The organism is Micromonospora foliorum, from assembly GCF_022229015.1.
Classification (GTDB): domain Bacteria; phylum Actinomycetota; class Actinomycetes; order Mycobacteriales; family Micromonosporaceae; genus Micromonospora; species Micromonospora foliorum.
This window is the reverse complement of sequence record NZ_JAKKFF010000551.1, coordinates 1-15,800: the sequence shown is the minus strand read 5'-3', so window position 1 is coordinate 15,800 and position 15,800 is coordinate 1. Positions and strand designations below refer to the sequence as shown.

14 protein-coding genes are annotated in these 15,800 nt (G+C 69.7%); 2 read left to right on the top strand and 12 right to left on the bottom strand.

Going from position 1 to position 15,800, the window contains the following annotated elements; all coding sequences use genetic code 11:
• Positions 1-39 precede the first annotated feature (39 nt).
• The 12 genes from PSH25_RS30190 to PSH25_RS30135 form a co-directional block, all read right to left on the bottom strand.
• Entirely contained in the window at positions 40-750 is a 711-nt protein-coding gene (locus PSH25_RS30190) for a cytidine deaminase (RefSeq protein WP_238662278.1), read from the bottom strand.
• A 92-nt stretch (positions 751-842) separates the two neighbouring features.
• Positions 843-2,123 (bottom strand): ABC transporter permease, encoded by a 1,281-nt coding sequence (locus PSH25_RS30185; RefSeq protein WP_238662276.1) that lies wholly within the window; start codon positions 2,121-2,123, stop codon positions 843-845.
• 3 nt (positions 2,124-2,126) lie between these two features.
• A complete protein-coding gene (locus tag PSH25_RS30180) occupies positions 2,127-3,506 on the bottom strand; it encodes an ABC transporter permease (protein ID WP_238662275.1) in 1,380 nt (459 codons plus the stop codon).
• The gene (locus tag PSH25_RS30175) at positions 3,503-5,077 is read right to left on the bottom strand and encodes an ABC transporter ATP-binding protein (RefSeq protein ID WP_308193757.1); all 1,575 of its coding nucleotides are present in this window, start codon (positions 5,075-5,077) and stop codon (positions 3,503-3,505) included. The genes PSH25_RS30180 and PSH25_RS30175 overlap by 4 nt, the downstream gene beginning before the upstream one ends.
• Before the next feature lie 249 nt (positions 5,078-5,326).
• The gene (locus PSH25_RS30170; protein ID WP_238662281.1) at positions 5,327-6,394 is read right to left on the bottom strand and encodes a BMP family lipoprotein; all 1,068 of its coding nucleotides are present in this window, start codon (positions 6,392-6,394) and stop codon (positions 5,327-5,329) included.
• A 276-nt stretch (positions 6,395-6,670) separates the two neighbouring features.
• Positions 6,671-7,012: a hypothetical protein gene (locus tag PSH25_RS30165; RefSeq protein WP_238662274.1), complete on the bottom strand. Its 342-nt coding sequence runs from the start codon at positions 7,010-7,012 to the stop codon at positions 6,671-6,673.
• Between the two features lie 69 nt (positions 7,013-7,081).
• Positions 7,082-8,452: a hypothetical protein gene (locus tag PSH25_RS30160; RefSeq protein WP_238662273.1), complete on the bottom strand. Its 1,371-nt coding sequence runs from the start codon at positions 8,450-8,452 to the stop codon at positions 7,082-7,084.
• 4 nt (positions 8,453-8,456) lie between these two features.
• Positions 8,457-8,867, bottom strand: coding sequence for a hypothetical protein (locus PSH25_RS30155; protein WP_238662272.1), 411 nt, complete (start codon positions 8,865-8,867; stop codon positions 8,457-8,459).
• Positions 8,864-9,586 (bottom strand): glycosyltransferase family 2 protein, encoded by a 723-nt coding sequence (locus PSH25_RS30150; RefSeq protein ID WP_238662271.1) that lies wholly within the window; start codon positions 9,584-9,586, stop codon positions 8,864-8,866. Before PSH25_RS30150 ends, PSH25_RS30155 begins: the two co-directional genes overlap by 4 nt.
• Positions 9,587-9,754: 168 nt before the next feature.
• Positions 9,755-10,621: a sugar ABC transporter permease gene (locus tag PSH25_RS30145; RefSeq protein WP_372492884.1), complete on the bottom strand. Its 867-nt coding sequence runs from the start codon at positions 10,619-10,621 to the stop codon at positions 9,755-9,757.
• Positions 10,618-12,270, bottom strand: coding sequence for an ABC transporter permease subunit (locus PSH25_RS30140; protein ID WP_238662269.1), 1,653 nt, complete (start codon positions 12,268-12,270; stop codon positions 10,618-10,620). Before PSH25_RS30140 ends, PSH25_RS30145 begins: the two co-directional genes overlap by 4 nt.
• Positions 12,270-13,517 (bottom strand): sugar ABC transporter substrate-binding protein, encoded by a 1,248-nt coding sequence (locus tag PSH25_RS30135; RefSeq protein ID WP_238662267.1) that lies wholly within the window; start codon positions 13,515-13,517, stop codon positions 12,270-12,272. The genes PSH25_RS30140 and PSH25_RS30135 overlap by 1 nt, the downstream gene beginning before the upstream one ends.
• Before the next feature lie 198 nt (positions 13,518-13,715).
• On the opposite strand from PSH25_RS30135, the gene PSH25_RS30130 reads away from it, so the two are divergent.
• Together PSH25_RS30130 and PSH25_RS30125 are read left to right on the top strand one after the other, a co-directional pair.
• Positions 13,716-14,762, top strand: a complete 1,047-nt coding sequence (locus PSH25_RS30130) for a LacI family DNA-binding transcriptional regulator (protein WP_238662266.1) — start codon at positions 13,716-13,718, stop codon at positions 14,760-14,762.
• Positions 14,763-14,794: 32 nt separating this feature from the next.
• Positions 14,795-15,800 (top strand): alpha-amylase family glycosyl hydrolase (locus PSH25_RS30125; RefSeq protein WP_238662264.1); only part of this gene is annotated, 1,006 nt, incomplete at its 3' end.

Below are 15,800 nucleotides of genomic sequence, written 5' to 3'. Positions count from 1 at the left end.
ACGGTCGGCCCCGGCCCTCAACCGCAACCAATCCCCAGCTCAACCAGCAGCCCACCGCATCGGGATCTCAGCCGGCGGCTCACCCTCACCGGCCCAGAAGATGGTGCCGGTGGCGTCCACCACGACCACCCGGGGCGTCCGGGCCAGGCCCCAGGTGATCGCCTCTGCCGGGTCGTCCCAGCTCGGCGCCTCCTCCAGCACCCCGGTCTCGGCGCCGGCGTCGTCTCCGGCCGACCGCTCCCAGTACGCCGTCCAGACCTGCTGACCCGCGGACATGTCCGGGTGCACGAAGACGGTGCCGCGCCCGCGCCAGGCGGCGAGCCGCTCCGGGACCACCGGCACCGGCGTCTCACCGGTGACCGCCTCCAGGTCTTCCACGCCGAAGGCGTGCGGCAGCAGCTCGGCCATCCGCAGGGGCCGGGTCCTGCTCTCGATCAGGCACTCCGGCCCGCCGTGTTCCCAGAGCAGCTGCCGGCAGCGGCCGCACGGCATCAACGGCTCGCCGGTCGCGTCGACGCAGGAGAGCGCGACGAGCCGACCGCCACCGGTTGCGTGCAGGCTGGACACCACCCCGCACTCGGCGCAGAGCGTCACCCCGTACGCGGCGTTCTCCACGTTGCAGCCGACCACCACCCGGCCGTCGTCGACAAGCGCGGCCGCGCCGACCGGGAACGTCGAGTACGGCGCGTACGCGTGCCGCATCGCCTCGGTGGCGGCGGCGCGCAACTGCGCCCAGTCAATGTCGGTCATGCCATCATCCTGCCCAAGTAGCCCAGGTCAGAAGCCGTCAGGGTACTGCGGCTCCCGGGGAGGCGCGCCGGCCCGCCGCTTCCAGTGGTCGGTCAGCCCTTGATGTACGGCTTGCCGTCGGCGGCCGGTGCCCGGACCCGACCGACCAGCCCGGCGACGGCCAGGATGGTCGCCAGGTAGGGCAGCATGGCCAGGAACTGGCTGGGGATCGAGCTGCTGATCGCGCCCAGGTAGGTGGCGAGCTGGTCGGCGAAACCGAAGAAGAGCGCGGCGAGCAGCGCGCCGGTCGGGTTCCACCGGCCGAAGATCAGCGCGGCCAGGGCGATGAAGCCCTTACCGCCGATCATGTTCTTGGTGAACGAGTAGAGCGCCAGCGTGTAGGACGCGCCACCGATGCCGGCGACCACTCCGGCCAGCAGCACGTTGCGGTAGCGGACCCGCAGCACCTTGACGCCGAGCGTGTCGGCGGCGATCGGGTGCTCGCCGACCGAGCGGGTCCGCAACCCCCACCGGGTGCGGAACAGCCCGATGTGGATCACCAGCACCAGGAGCAGCCCGAGGTAGAGGAAGATGTTGCCGCGGAACAGCGCCGGCCCGAGCACCGGAATGTCCTTCAGCAGCGGGATCTCCCAGTTGCTGAAGCGGGGCGCGCTGTTGTACTTCTCGGCGTCGGTCTGCATCAGCCGCTCGTAGAGGAAGCCGGTGACGCCGACGGCCAGCAGGTTCAGCACGATGCCCATGACGACCTGGTCGACCAGGTAGCGGATGGCGAAGACGGCCAGCAGCAGCGAGATGAACGCGCCGCCGATGGCGGCGGCGACCAGGCCCACCCAGACGCTGCCGGAGATGCTGCCGAAGAGAGCCCCGCTGAACGCGCCCATCAGCAGCTGGCCCTCGATGGCCACGTTGACCACACCGGAGCGTTCGCAGAGCACCCCGGCGAGCGCGCCGAAGATCAGCGGCAGGGCCAGGATGAACGTGCCCCGGATGATGTTGACCAGCGGCATGAAGTTCTGCCCGGTCGGCGCCGCGGAGACCTGCCAGCAGAGGAACGACAGCACGAAGGCGACCAGCCCGACGCCGAGCACGGGAAGGAACCACCGCTTCGGCACCCCGGCGAGCAGCGCCGCGCCGGCGGCGATCGTGATGATCCCGAACAGGATCGCCCCGATCGTGCCGTTGATCTCCAGTGCGGCGCCGGCCGCGTCGTCGCTGAGCGTGAACCGGGCCTGCTGGTCGGTGGCGAGCGCGCCGAAGAGCACCGCGGACAGCAGGCCGAGCCCCAGCAGCGTGAGGCCGACCTTGCGGCTGCGGGTCCAGAAGCCCTCGTCGACCGGGGCGACGGCGATGTCGGGGACAGCCATGGTGGACACGAGTTACCAGCCCTTCGCCAGGCTCGTCTGCAACCGGGCGGCGCGTGCGGCCCGGAGCTGGAAGATCGCCTTCACCAGGGCCGGCGCGGCGATGAAGATGACGATCAGCGCCTGGAGCACGGTCACCAGCTCCAGCGAGATCCCGGAGTACGACTGCATCCGGTTACCACCGGCCTGCAGCGCCCCGAACAGCAACGCGGCGAGCAGCACCCCCCAGGGCTTCACCCGCCCCAGCAGCGCCACCAGGATGCCGTCGAAGCCGATCTGCGCGACCACCAACGGGGTCAACGCGCTGGCTGTGGAGCCGAGCACCATGTTCGAGCCGCCGAGGCCGGCCAGGATGCCGGCAAACACCATGATCAGGATGTACGTCCGGGTGACGCTGATGCCGGCGGTCCGGGCGGCGTCCGGGTTGGCGCCGACCGCGCGCAGCTCGAAGCCGAGCGTCGAGCGGTTGAGCAGCCAGGCGACCGCCCAGGTGGCCAGCACCGCGAGCAGGATGCCGGCGTGCACCCGCAGGTTGTCGCCGAGCAGTCGGGGCAGCTGGGCGGAGCTGTCCACCGCCTTGCTGATCGCGTCGGTACGGGTCGGGTCCTGCACGCCGTTCTGAACGATCAACCAGGTGAGGAAGTACGTGGCGACGTAGTTGAGCATGATCGTGTTGATCACCTCGTGCGCGCCGGCCCGGGCCTTGAGGATGCCGGGGATGAAGCCCCAGATCGCTCCACCCAGCGCGCCGGCCAGCACCGCCACCAGCAGGTGCAGGCCGGGCGGCAGCGGCAGCAGGAAGCCGGCCAGCGCCGCCATGATCACGCCGATGGTGGCCTGGCCCTGGGCGCCGATGTTGAACAGGCCGCCCCGGAAGGCCAGCGCCACCGACAGACCGGTGAAGACCAGCGGCGCCGCGTAGGTGAGCGTCTCGGAGATCGGCGCGAGCACTGCCTGCCAGCCGTTGGCGCCGTCCAGCCAGCCGGAGAACGCCTCGGGGTCGAAGACCGACCCCTTGAACAGGTTCGCGTACGCCTCGCTGACGAGCGTCCAGCTGGAGTTGATCGCGTCCGACGGGCGGGAGGTGATGTACGAGTAGGTGGAGAGAACCTCGGGATCAGAAATGATCATCAGCACCGCGCCGACCACGATCGCCAGCACCAGCGACAGCAGGGTCACCGTGAAGGTGTTGGCCGCCCAGAGGTTGTCCAGGAACAACCGGCCCAGGCTCGGCTTCGCCTCCGGCTCCGGGCCCGGCTTCGCCGTTGCCGCCGAGCGGTCCGGCTCGGTCGCCACCTCGGCCCGTTCGGTGTTGCCGAGCGCGTTCTGCGCGGCCTGCGCCTCGCTCACCGGCTCCTTGTCCGGCGAGCCGGACTGCGGGTTGGGGTTGGTCATGCCTCGTCCTCGCTCGCGGAACCGTCGGCGCTCGCCGGGCTCCCGTCTGCCACGCCGGGCTTCTCGGCGGCGGGTGCCGCGTCGGGCTGATCGGCGGCGGGTGCCGTGACGGCGTCGTGGGCCACGTCCGGGCTGATGCCGGCCATCAGCAGACCGATCTCCTCACGGGGGGTGTCCGGGCCGACGATGCCGATGATCCGGCCGCGGTACATCACCGCGATCCGGTCGGCCAACCCGATCACCTCGTCGAGTTCGCTGGAGACGACCATGACGGCGGTGCCGATGTCCCGTTCGCGGATGATCTGACTGTGGATGAACTCGATCGACCCGACGTCGACGCCACGGGTCGGCTGGGCGGCGATGAAGAGCTTCAGCGGCCGGGACAGCTCCCGGGCCACGATCACCTTCTGCTGGTTGCCGCCGGAAAGGGTGCCCACCGCCGCGTCGGCCGATGAGGTACGGACGTCGAACTGCTCGATCCGTTCCTTCGCCGAGGCGGCGATCGCGTTCGGCTTCAGGGCGAGCCCGGCACCGAACGGCGGCCGGTCGTAGATGTCCAGCACCAGGTTCTCCGCGACGCTGAACTCCTTGACCAGGCCGTCCACGCTGCGGTCCTCGGGCACGTAGCCGACGCCCGCCCGGAGCACCTTCTTGGGCTTCCAGCCGTCGATCCGCTCGCCGGCCAGGCTGACCGTGCCGGCGAGCACCGGGCGCAGCCCCATGATCGCCTCGATCAGTTCGGTCTGACCGTTGCCCTGCACGCCCGCCACGCCGAGCACCTCGCCCGCGCGGACGGTCAGGTCGACACCGTCGACCGCGCGGATCTGCCGGTCGTCGTCAACGACCAGCCCGGCCACCTCCAGCACCGGGTCGCCCGGCGTGGCCGGGGACTTGTCCACGGTGAGCCGGACGTTGCGCCCGACCATCAACGCGGCCAGCTCGTCCCGGCTGGCCTCCGGCGAGGCGGTGCCGACGGTCTTTCCGCGTCGGATCACGGTGATCCGGTCGGCGATGGCCTTGACCTCGCCGAGCTTGTGGGTGATGAAGACGATCGACTTGCCGGCCGCCTTGAGCGACCGCATGACCGTCAGCAACTCCTCGGTCTCCTGGGGGGTGAGCACCGCGGTCGGCTCGTCCAGGATGAGCAGGTCGACGTCGCGGGTGAGCGCCTTGACGATCTCGACTCGTTGCTGGACGCCGACCGGCAGGTCCTCGATCACCGCGTCCGGGTCGACCCGCAGGTTGTAGCGCTCGGACACCTCGGTGACCTCGCGCCGGGCCCGCCGTCGGTCCAGGAAGCCGGCGATGCCGCCCCGGACCTGCTCGGCGCCGAGCATGATGTTTTCGGCGACGGTGAAGACCGGCACCAGCATGAAGTGCTGGTGCACCATGCCGATCCCGGCCCCGATCGCGTCGGACGGGCCCTTCAGCTTCAGCGGCTTGCCGTCGACCAGGATCTCGCCCTCGTCGGGCTGGTAGAGCCCGTAGAGCACGTTCATCAGGGTCGACTTGCCCGCGCCGTTCTCGCCGAGGAGGGCGTGAATCTCTCCAGGCTCCACCGTCAGGTCGATGTGATCGTTGGCGACCAGATCACCGAACCGCTTGGTGATGCCGCGCAGTTCGAGTCTCAGCGCAACCTCCTGGAGTGCGAGCGATGGTGCAGCGTAGCTGCCGTGGAACCGACCGGACCGGACCGGCCGCCGTGGTGCGCGATCGGCCGCTCCGACCCCACGGGGTATCCGCGGAGCCGGAGCGGCCGATCGGTCGTACCTGTCCCCCGCCGACCCCCCGATGATCTCACCGGAGGGGACGGGCGGTCGTCACTTGGTCGGCTGGGCCTTCGAGGTGACGGTGATGGTGCCAGCGGCGATGTCCGCCTTGATCTTGTCGACCTCGGCCTTCAGCTCGGCCGGGACCTTGCTGTCGAAGTCGTGGTACGGGGCGATCGAGACACCGTTGTTGGCCAGGGTGCCGACGAAGCCCGGCTTGGCCGGCAGCTTGTCACCGGCGGCGGCCTTCACCACGGCCTCCTTGACGGCGTCCGGGATGTTCTTGACCACGGTGGTCACGATCGCCGCGCAGTCCGGGGTGCTCTCGCAGCCGTCGACGTCCACCCAGATGGTGCTGTACTTGCCGCCCGAGGCCTTCGCCGCGGCCGTGGTGCCGAGGCCGGAGCCGCCGGCGACCGGCATGATGATGTCCGCGCCCTGGGCGACCAGCGCGTCGGAGACCTTCTTGCCCTCGTCCTGCTTGGCGAAGTCGTTGGTGAAGGAACCCTTCTGGGTCTCCTTGTTCCAACCCAGCGCCTGGACGTTCTTGCCCTTGGTGGTGTTGAAGTACTTCACACCGTCGACGAAGCCGTCCATGAAGATGGTGACCGGCGGGATCGGCAGACCACCGTAGGTGCCCACCTTGCCGGTCTTGCTCAATCCGGCGGCCAGGTAGCCGGCCTGGAACGCGGCCTGGGCGGTGTCGAACTGCATCGGGTAGACGTTCGCGTCACCCGGGTTCGCGTCGACGATGCCGAACTCCTGGTTCGGGTTCGCCTTGGCGATCTTCGAGGTGGCGTTGGCCATCAGGCCACCGACCGCGAGGATGAAGTCGCACTTCTGGTTGACGTACTGCGTCAGGTTCGGCTCGTAGTCGGCCTCCGCCTTCGACGCGACGAACTTGATGTCGATGTTGTCGTTGGCGGCCTTGGCCTCCTGCAGACCCTTCCAGGCCGAGGTGTTGAACGACTTGTCGTCGATGCCGCCGACGTCGGTCACCATGCAGGCGCTGAACTTCTTGGCGCCACTGCCGGCGTTGTTGTCATCCTTGGGGGCCTCGCCACAAGCGGCGGCGGTGAGCGCGAGCCCACCCACCGCGAAGATCGAGGCGATCCGCATCCCACGCACCGAGCGCAAGACGTCTCCTTCCCATTGCACACCGCGCCTAATGCGGTGGCAGCCCATCAGCCGACCTGCGGTATGCCGCCGGCTGTCCCACGTTACGGACGGGAGCGTACGCCCGCGCCCACCCACCGGCCGACAATCGTGCACGACTGTTGAGCGCCTGTTACCCGGGTGTAACCCTTGCGTGGGGCACGTCACTCTTCGTGCTGGTAGGCAAGCGCCCAGGCGTCCGCAACGTCCGTTTTCTGGAGGCGTTTTCCTCCTCGGACGTTACCGCCAAAAGACCGCGACCGCCGCGTTGACCAGGGTCAGACCGACGATCGCGAGGAAATGACCACGGTTGACCACATCCCGCTTCCGGGAGAAGAAGACCATGACGAAGATCAGCAGCCCGATCACCAACTTCGTCACAAGTTTTGCCGGGGCCGGCTCGTCGCCGTCACGCAGGGGCGCGGACAGGCCCAGCCCGGTCAGCACCTGGATCACCGAGCCCCACAGCATGGCCGGGTTGATCCGCAGCCGGCCGCTGGCGTACTGGGCGATCGAGCCACCGAGCAGCAGGGCGAACCCGATCAGATGGACGTAGAGAAGGATGAGTCTGAGAGCTTCCACGTTCGCCATACTTCCCTATTAACGACGGATCGTAGTAGTGGGAACCGCCGACGGGCGCGGATCAGTCGATCAACGTGTCGCTGTCGGGGCGGCGCCCGACAGGGCCGGCTCGCGCGGCTGGTCGAGCACCGGTCGCGACTCCGCCCGACTGTCGCCGCCGAACGCGACGGCGACCCAGCCGGCGAGACTCACCGCCGACAGGAGCGTCACCGGCAGCGTCACCCGTTGCACCGAGGTCGCCAACCACCACTCGATGTCGTTCGGGCCGGACAGGTAGGTCCCGACCAGAACAGCCAGGTAGTAGCCGTTGGCCGCCCACAGCCAGCCGTCCGCCGCCAGCCCTGTCGCACGGCGTCGCCCGCGCAGGAACAGGGCGCCGAGCAGGGCCACCACCGCGGCACCCACCAGCAACAGACCGACCACGTCCCACAACGCCGCGATGGTGAGCTGGAACCGCTCCACCACCTGCGCGGTCCGGTCACCCGTGGTGCCTTCGGTGATGTCCGACTGGGCATCCAGCAGGCGGGCCAGCACCGCCCAGGCGCCCCCGGCCAGCACCGGCAGCCAGACCAGCGCGGCTCGCCGCAGGTCGGCACGGGCCCGCACGGTGACCAGCAGGGCGAGGCCCACGACGGCGATCAGCCCCTCGTTCTTGCTGAGCGCCGCGACGGTCAGCAGCAAGAGCGGCAACACGGGCCGGCGCAGCGGATCCGCGCCGAGCAGCAGGGCCACCACCGCACCGGCGAACGCGGCGGACCAGAGCGCGTCGGCGAGCCCGCCGGTCACCGCGTACGGGACGTTCGACCAGGTGGCCAGGCCCACCGCGATGGCCAGCGCCCAGGCCACCCGCGCGGACACCCGACCCAGCGCCCGCCGGACCAGGTAGACCAGCATCGCGATCGCGGAGACGGTGACCAGCGCGCCAACGAGCTGGGCGGTGCGGAAGTCCGGCTCGACGACGCTCCACACGGCAGCGATGGGCGCGGAGGCGAAGGGCGGGTAGTCGGTGTGCGAGAAGACGAAGGCGGGGCTGCCGATCGTCGCCCGCGCGTACTCGCTCCCGTGGGCAAAGTAGCCGGCGTGCAGCCACCAGATGGAGTGCGCGTCCCACTGGTAGGGCGGTTCGAAGATCATGAAGCAGGGCGGGAGCAGTGGTAGCGCGATCAGCAGCGCGTGCGACCACCCTCCGTACGGCACCGGCTCGCCGGGGCGGCGCGACAGCCACCAGGCGCAGCCCGCTGCGGCGGCCAGCACCACGGCGATCCAGAGCGGCAGCGGACCGCCGACGACAAGCATCAGCAGCACCGCGACCGTGCTCAGCAGCGCCGCCACCAGGGGCGCGAGGAGCAGGGCGAGGAAGGGACTGCGCAGGATCGCGAAGGCCAGCGGGAAACCGGCGACGAGGAGGGCGAGTACGGCGAGGACCGGGCTGACATCCATGTCGTCAGTCGACCTTCCGGACGACCAGCCGCACGCCGGCGCTGGTCGGCCGCTTCCGCTGCACCGCGGCGACGCTCACCGAGTAGTCCCACGGCGTCCCCTGGACGACCACACATCCGCGCAGCGCGGCGAGCTCACTCAACCGCTGGTGCCACAGGTCCTTGTTGGTGCGGGCCGGAGCGAGCGAGATCCGGCTGCCCGGCGGCACCTGTTCGACGAACTGACGCCAGAGCGTCTCCAGGTCCACCTGGTGCTGGGTTGCCGGTAGGTCGTGTTCCCGGTCACTCATCAGGGCGATGCCGCGGCCGGTCGCCCGCACGGCGCCCTGAACGGTCAGGAGCAGGCAGCCCACCCCGACGAGGGCCACGACGATCCGGACGATGGTGGTCTTGTCCGGGTGCCTCGTGGTCGTCATCGGTCAGCGAGCGTCGTGGCGGGAACGACGCCGGGACGACGCCGGGCCCGTTCCCGGCCCAGGATCCACAACGCCTCCACCCCGTCCCGCCAGGTGATCTTCTTACCCTCGGCACGGCCCCGCGCCCGGTAGGCGATCGGCACGTCGTAGGGGCGGATCCGCCGCCGCAGCAGTTTGCCCGTCACCTCGGCCTCCATGCCGAACCCGCGGGACCGGATGTCCAGCGATCGGTACAGCTCCACCGGCATCAGTTTGAAGCACGTCTCCAGGTCGCCGATGTAGGAGTTGAACAAAACGTTCGCCGCCGTGGTGACTCCCCGGTTTCCGACCACGTACCAGAAGCTGTAGGCGCTGTGGCTGCCGAAGGTGCGGTTGCCGTAGACGACTGTCGCGTTCCCCTCCAGCACCGGCGCCAACAGCTTCGGAATGTCCTGTGGGTCGTACTCCAGGTCGGCGTCCAGGATCACCATGTACTCGCCCCGGGCGTTGTCCACGGCCGTCTTGATCGCCGCGCCCTTGCCCGCGTTGCGCTGGTGCGTCACGACCCGCAGCCGCGCGTCATCCATTCGACCGAGGATCTCCGCGGTCTCGTCCGTACTACCGTCGTCGACCACCACGATCTCGATCTCACACGGGTAGTGCACGGCGAGGGCCTGCTTCAGGGCCTCCGCGACGCGTTCCGCTTCGTTGTAGACCGGCATCAAGATCGACAGTTGCACGAAAGTCTCCCCGGGAACAGCACCGGACGGCGGATGAAGGGCGGCGGGCCACCAGCGGCTAGTGAAGCAGGCCCGCCACACGTTCGCTGACCCGCTCTCGCCGAGCAGCGTCAGCGCGGTGCCGAAGCACCCTACCTCGCGCCACCGGAGACCGGCCGCACCCCGGTCTCAGCCCTTGACGGCTCCCGAGGTCAGCCCGGAGACGATGTAGCGCTGGAGGAACTGGAAGACCAGCACCGTCGGGATCGCGGTCAGCAGGGTCCCGGCCGCGAAGATGCCGAAGTTGTTGTTGCGCTCGTTGCCTTCCAACAGGCCGTACATCCCCACCGCCAGGGTTTTGGAGTCGGTACTGGTGAGGAAGACGTTGGCCATCAGGAACTCGTTGATGGTGCCGATGAAGGCCAACAGCCCGGCGACCGCCAGGATCGGCGCCACCAGCGGCAGCATGATCCGGAAGAAGACCTGGGCGTGCGAGGCGCCGTCCATGGTCGCCGACTCGTCCAACTCCCGTGGCAGCGTGTCGAAGAAACCCTTCATCAACCAGGTGTTCACGCCGAGCGCGCCACCCAGATAGAGCAGCAGCAGACCCCAGGGCGTGTTGAAGCCGATCGACGGCCACAGGTCGGTGATCGTGCCGAAGATCAGGTAGATCGCCACGATCGCCAGGAACTGCGGAAACATCTGGATCAGGAGCAGCGAGAGCAGCCCGACCCGGCGACCGCGGAACCGCATCCGGGAGAACGCGTACGCGGCGAGCGCCGAGAGGAACACCGACGCGAACGACGCCACCCCGGCGATCAGCAGCGAGTTGAGGAACCACCGCCCGAAGGCGGTTCGCTCGAACAGCCCACCGAAGTTGCCGAGGGACACCCCGCCGGTCGGCACCAGCTCGGTGGTGGACAACGTGCCGAGCGGGTTGAGCGCGGCGGAGAGCACGAACACGATCGGGAACAGGCTGAACAGCACCCCGAGCAGGGCCACCAGATGCCGCCAGCCGACCTGGGCGAACCAGCGGTTACGCCGCACCGCGCTCACGCGTACACCTCTTCCTGTTTGCGGGTCCGCCGGAAGCTGATCGCGGAGACCACCGCGACGATGGCGAAGATGAACAGCGAGATCGCGGCGGCGAAGCCGAACTGCGCGCCCTGCCCGCCGAAGGCCAGCAGATAGGTGTACGTGATGAGCAGGTCGGTGGCGCCGTTGGCCGGGTTGTCGGCCGGGAAGGGCGCACCCTCGGTGGTCAGGTAGATCGCGTTGAAGTTGTTGAAGTTGAACGCGAACGACGAGATCAGCAGCGGCGAGAGCGCGACCAGCAGCAGCGGCAGGGTGACCGCCCGGAAGGACTGCCAGGGCGAGGCCCCGTCGACAGCGGTCGCCTCGGTCAACTCGCGCGGGATGGCCTGCAACGCGCCGGTGGCGACCAGGAACATGTACGGGTAGCCGAGCCAGAGCTGCACCAGGATGACCGCGAAGCGGGCGGTCCACGCCTGCCCGAACCAGTCCACATTCACCCCGAACAGGTTGTTGATTAGTCCGAAGTCGGCGTTGAACATGTCCCGCCAGGCCAGCAGCATCGCGAACGACGGCATGGCGTACGGCAGCACGAGCACCACCCGGTACAGGTTGGTGCCGCGCATCCGGGGCGAGTGCAGGACCAGGGCGATCAGCATGCCGAGCAGGAACGTTCCGCCGGTGGAGCCGATGGCGAAGGCGAAGTTCCAGATGAGACTGCCCAGGAACGGGCCGGAGATGTTCTCGTCGGTGAGCACCCGGGTGAAGTTGGTCAGCCCGACGTTGACCTTCCAGCCCTGGGCCAACCGCTCGCCGTCGGCGGCGACGAAGGCGCCCGCCTCGTCGTCGGCGGTCCAGGTCCGCCCGGTCTCGGCGTCCCGGACACAGTCGCAGCCGGCCTCGTACGCCCGCACCGCCTTGCCCTCGTACGCGCGGGACAGGCCGCTGGAGCGCACCGCGCCGCCGGGGGTGGGCACCACCAGGTCGGTGATCTCCCTGCTGCGGGAGCTGGCCTGGCCGACGGTCAGCACGGTGTACCCGTCGGCGGCGGTGACCCGGCCACCGGTGGCGACGGTGACGTCGGCGGGATCGAGTCGGCGCAGCCCGTCGGTGTCGCCGACGGAGACCGCGCCGGTGCCCGGGTCGGTGACCAGGAAGACCAGCGCACCGGTGGCCGGGTCGCCAGTCGTGGCGATGGACAGGGCGTATTCGGCGGACCCGGGCACCTGGGTGACCGACGAGGACTGGATGGCGACGACCGCGTCGTCCTTGCTGCCCCGGTGCCCGTCGCCGAAGTTGGTGAAGGCGGTGCTGGCGGTGTAGAGCACCGGGAAGACCTGGAAGGCGATCAGGAACAGGGTTCCCGGGACCAGGTACTTGGCCGGGATGTGTCGACGGGTGAGGTACAGGTAGAACAGCCCGGCGGTGGACGCCGCCAGCAGTGCCAGCCCGGCCCACATTCCGGCGGCGACGAGCGGGAACGCCGCCCAGACCGCGACACCGGCGGTCAGGCCGAGCAGGAGCACCTTGCCGGCGAGCCCGGTCAGGGTGATCGGCGCGTCGTCGCGGGTGGCGCGCGTACGCGACGGACGGGAGCGCGGAGGGCGGGAGCCGGCGGGCTCCCGGCCCGGCGCCTGCGTGGCAGACCCCGGGCCGGACAGCGGCGTACTCATTACTTGATCTGGCCGGAGATGGTCTTGCCGGCCGCGGTGATGGTGCTGGTCGGGTCTGCCCCACCGATGACGGCGGCCTCGGCCTTGCCGAACGGGTCCCAGATCGCGGCCATCGCCGGGATGGCCGGGAGCACCTGCCCGTTCCGGCCCGCCTCCTGGAACTTGGCCAGGTCCGGGTCGGTGCCCTTGACCTGGTCGAGGGCGGCGGTGAGCGCCGGCGGCCGGGGCTCGGCGTTGTACAGCGCGACGGCCAGCTCGGGCGTGGTGGTGTAGTTGGCCACGAACTCCTGGGCCAGCGCCTTGTTCTTGCCCTTGGCGGCGACGTAGAACGCCTGTACGCCCACGAACGGCTGGGCTTCCTTGCCGCCGGCGAAGCCGGGGATCGCCGAGATGTCGTACTTGATGTTGGCCTTCTTGACGTCGGCCACCGCCCACGGTCCGGAGACCAGGTACGCGCACTTCTTGCCGGTGAAGGTGGCGATCGAGTTGGTGTCCGCGATGGAGCGCTTGAGCACCCCCGCGCCCTTCTCGCCGAGCGCGCCGATCTTCTTGAAGGCTTCGACCGACTCGGGCTTGCCCACGCCCAGGTCCTTCGGGTCGTAGTCGCCGTTGGCGCCGGTCCCGAAGAGGTAACCGCCGGCCGAGGTGTACAGCGGGTAGATGTGGTACGCGTCGCCGTTCTGGCCGACCTGGAGGCAGAGCGTCTCGGTGGCCTTCTTCGACGCCTTGAGCGCCCGGCCGTTGGCGACCAGGTCCTCGATGGTCTTCGGCGCCTCCGGGGCCAGCTCGGTGTTGCGGATCAGCGCCAGGTTCTCCTGCGCGTACGGCACGCCGTAGAGCTGACCGTTGAAGGTGACCGCCTTGATGGCGGTCGGGTTGAAGGCGCTCTTCTGCTCGGCGGCGAGCTGCACCGGGTCGATGGCGCCGTTCTGCACCAGGTTGCCGATCCAGTCGTGTGCGCCGACCACCACGTCCGGGCCGCTGCCCTGCTGCGACGCGGTGACGAAGTTGGTCTGGAGGTCCTTGCTGACGGCCTGGACCTCGACGCTGACGCCGTTCTCCTGGCCGAACTTCTCGGCGAACGGCTTGAGGGCGGCGGTCCGCTTGTCGTCCGCCCAGATCACCAGTTTGCCGCCGGCGGCCTTGGGGGTGTCCTTCGCGGCCGGCTCGTCGCTGTCGCCACCGCAGCCCGAGGCGGCGAGCGCCAGGGTGAAAAGGGCGACCACACCCGCGGTACGGATGCGCATCGGTGCTCCTGTCGTCATTGCGGGTCCGCCGGGGGAAGGGCGGCCCGCCAGTGGAAACCTCTGGAAGTTCTTGCCAACCGGCGCATGGACGTGCGCCGCTGCTCTCGCATGTTGCGGGGACGTTAGCAAGACGTTGCAAGTAATGGAAGGGCTTGCAGAGCACCCCGCAAGAACTTGCCGGTGGGCTAAAGTGCCGCCATGCGCGCTCGACTGTCCGACATCGCCCAGCAGGCCGAAGTCAGCGAGGCCACGGTGTCGCGGGTGCTCAACGACCGCCCCGGCGTGGCCCCGGAGACCCGGCAGGCCGTCCTCACCGCTCTCGACGTTCTCGGGTACGAGCGCCCGGCCCGGCTGCGCAAGCGCAGCGCGGGGCTGGTCGGCCTGGTGGTGCCGGAGCTGGACAACCCGATCTTCCCCGCCTTCGCCCAGGTCATCGAGTCCACCCTGGCGCAGAGCGGGTTCACCCCGGTGCTCTGCACCCAGACCGCCGGCGGCGTGACCGAGGACGAGTACGTGGAGATGCTGTTGGACCGGCAGGTCTCCGGGATCGTCTTCGTGTCCGGCCTGCACGCCGACACCGCCGCCAACCACGACCGCTACCGGGCGCTGCTCGCCCGGCCACTGCCGGTCGTGATGATCAACGGGTACGTGCCCGGCATCGGCGCGCCCTTCGTCTCCTGCGACGACCGGGAGGCGGCCGAGCTGGCCGTCGCCCACCTGGTCGCGCTCGGGCACCGGAGGATCGGCCTGATCACCGGCCCGGACCGGTTCGTCCCGGTGCAGCGCAAGGTGGCCGGCTGGCGCTCCGCGATGACCCGGCTGGCCGGCGTCGCCGAAGCCGACCTGGGGCCCCTGGCCGAGCTGTCACTGTTCGGAGTGGAGGGTGGCGAGGCGGCGGCCGGCCGACTGCTGGACCGCGGCGTCACCGGGGTGGTCTGCGGCTCCGACCTGATGGCGCTCGGCGCGGTCCGGGCCGCCCGCCAACGTGGCCTCAACGTGCCAGACGGCCTCTCCGTGGTCGGTTACGACGACTCCCCACTGATGGCCTTCACCGATCCGCCGCTGACCACCATGCGGCAGCCGGTCACCGCGATGGCGGTGGCCGCCGTCCGCGCCCTGGTGGACGAGATCAACGGGCACGGGGCCCCGCACTCGGAGTACCTGTTCCGCCCGGAGCTGGTGGTGCGCGGCTCCACCGCGGTCGCGCCGAGTTCCGCCCGCCTTTCTTACGCAAGATCTGCTTGACTCTTGCAGCGGCGGGCCGGCATATTGCTGAGATGATCAGCACCGCCACCCCGCCGCACGCCACCGACGACGACTGGTGGCGCTCCGCGGTCGTCTATCAGGTGTACGTCCGCAGCTTCGCCGACAGCGACGGCGACGGCACCGGCGACCTCCAGGGCATCCGGCAGCGCCTGCCGTACCTGCACGACCTCGGGGTGGACGCACTCTGGCTGACCCCCTTCTACACCTCGCCGATGATCGACGGCGGGTACGACGTGGCCGACTACCGGGACGTCGACCCGATGTTCGGCACCCTCGACGACTTCGATGCGATGATCACCGACGCGCACGCCCTCGGCCTGCGGATCATCGTCGATCTGGTGCCCAACCACACCTCCAGCGCGCACCACTGGTTCACCGCCGCGCTCGCCGCCGGCCCCGGCTCACCGGAGCGGGCCCGTTACCTCTTCGCCGACGGTCAGGGGGCGCACGGCGAGTTGCCCCCGAACGACTGGGAGAGCATCTTCGGCGGTCCCGCCTGGACCCGGATCGCGGACGGTCAGTGGTATCTGCACCTGTTCGACCCGTCCCAGCCGGACCTGAACTGGCGCCACCCGGAGGTCCGCGCCGAGTTCGAGGACGTGCTGCGGTTCTGGCTGGACCGGGGCGTGGACGGATTCCGCGTCGACGTGGCGCACGGCATGATCAAGGCGGAGGGGCTGCCGGACGTCGGCTTCAGCTCGGCCACCACCGGCCAGCGCCAGGTCGAACTGCTCGGCAAGGGCCGGCTGCCGTACTTCGACCAGGACGAGGTGCACGAGATCTACCGGGCCTGGCGGCCCATCCTGGACAGCTACCCGGGCGGTCGGATGGCCGTCGCCGAGGCGTGGGCCGAGACGCCGCAGCGCCTGGCCCGCTACATCGGTCCGGACGAGCTGCACCAGGCGTTCAGCTTCGACTTCCTCGACGCCACCTGGTCGGCCGACTCGTTCCGCAAGGTGATCGACACCGCGTTGGCCGAGGCGACCGTGGTCGGGGCGCCGACCACCTGGGTGCTGT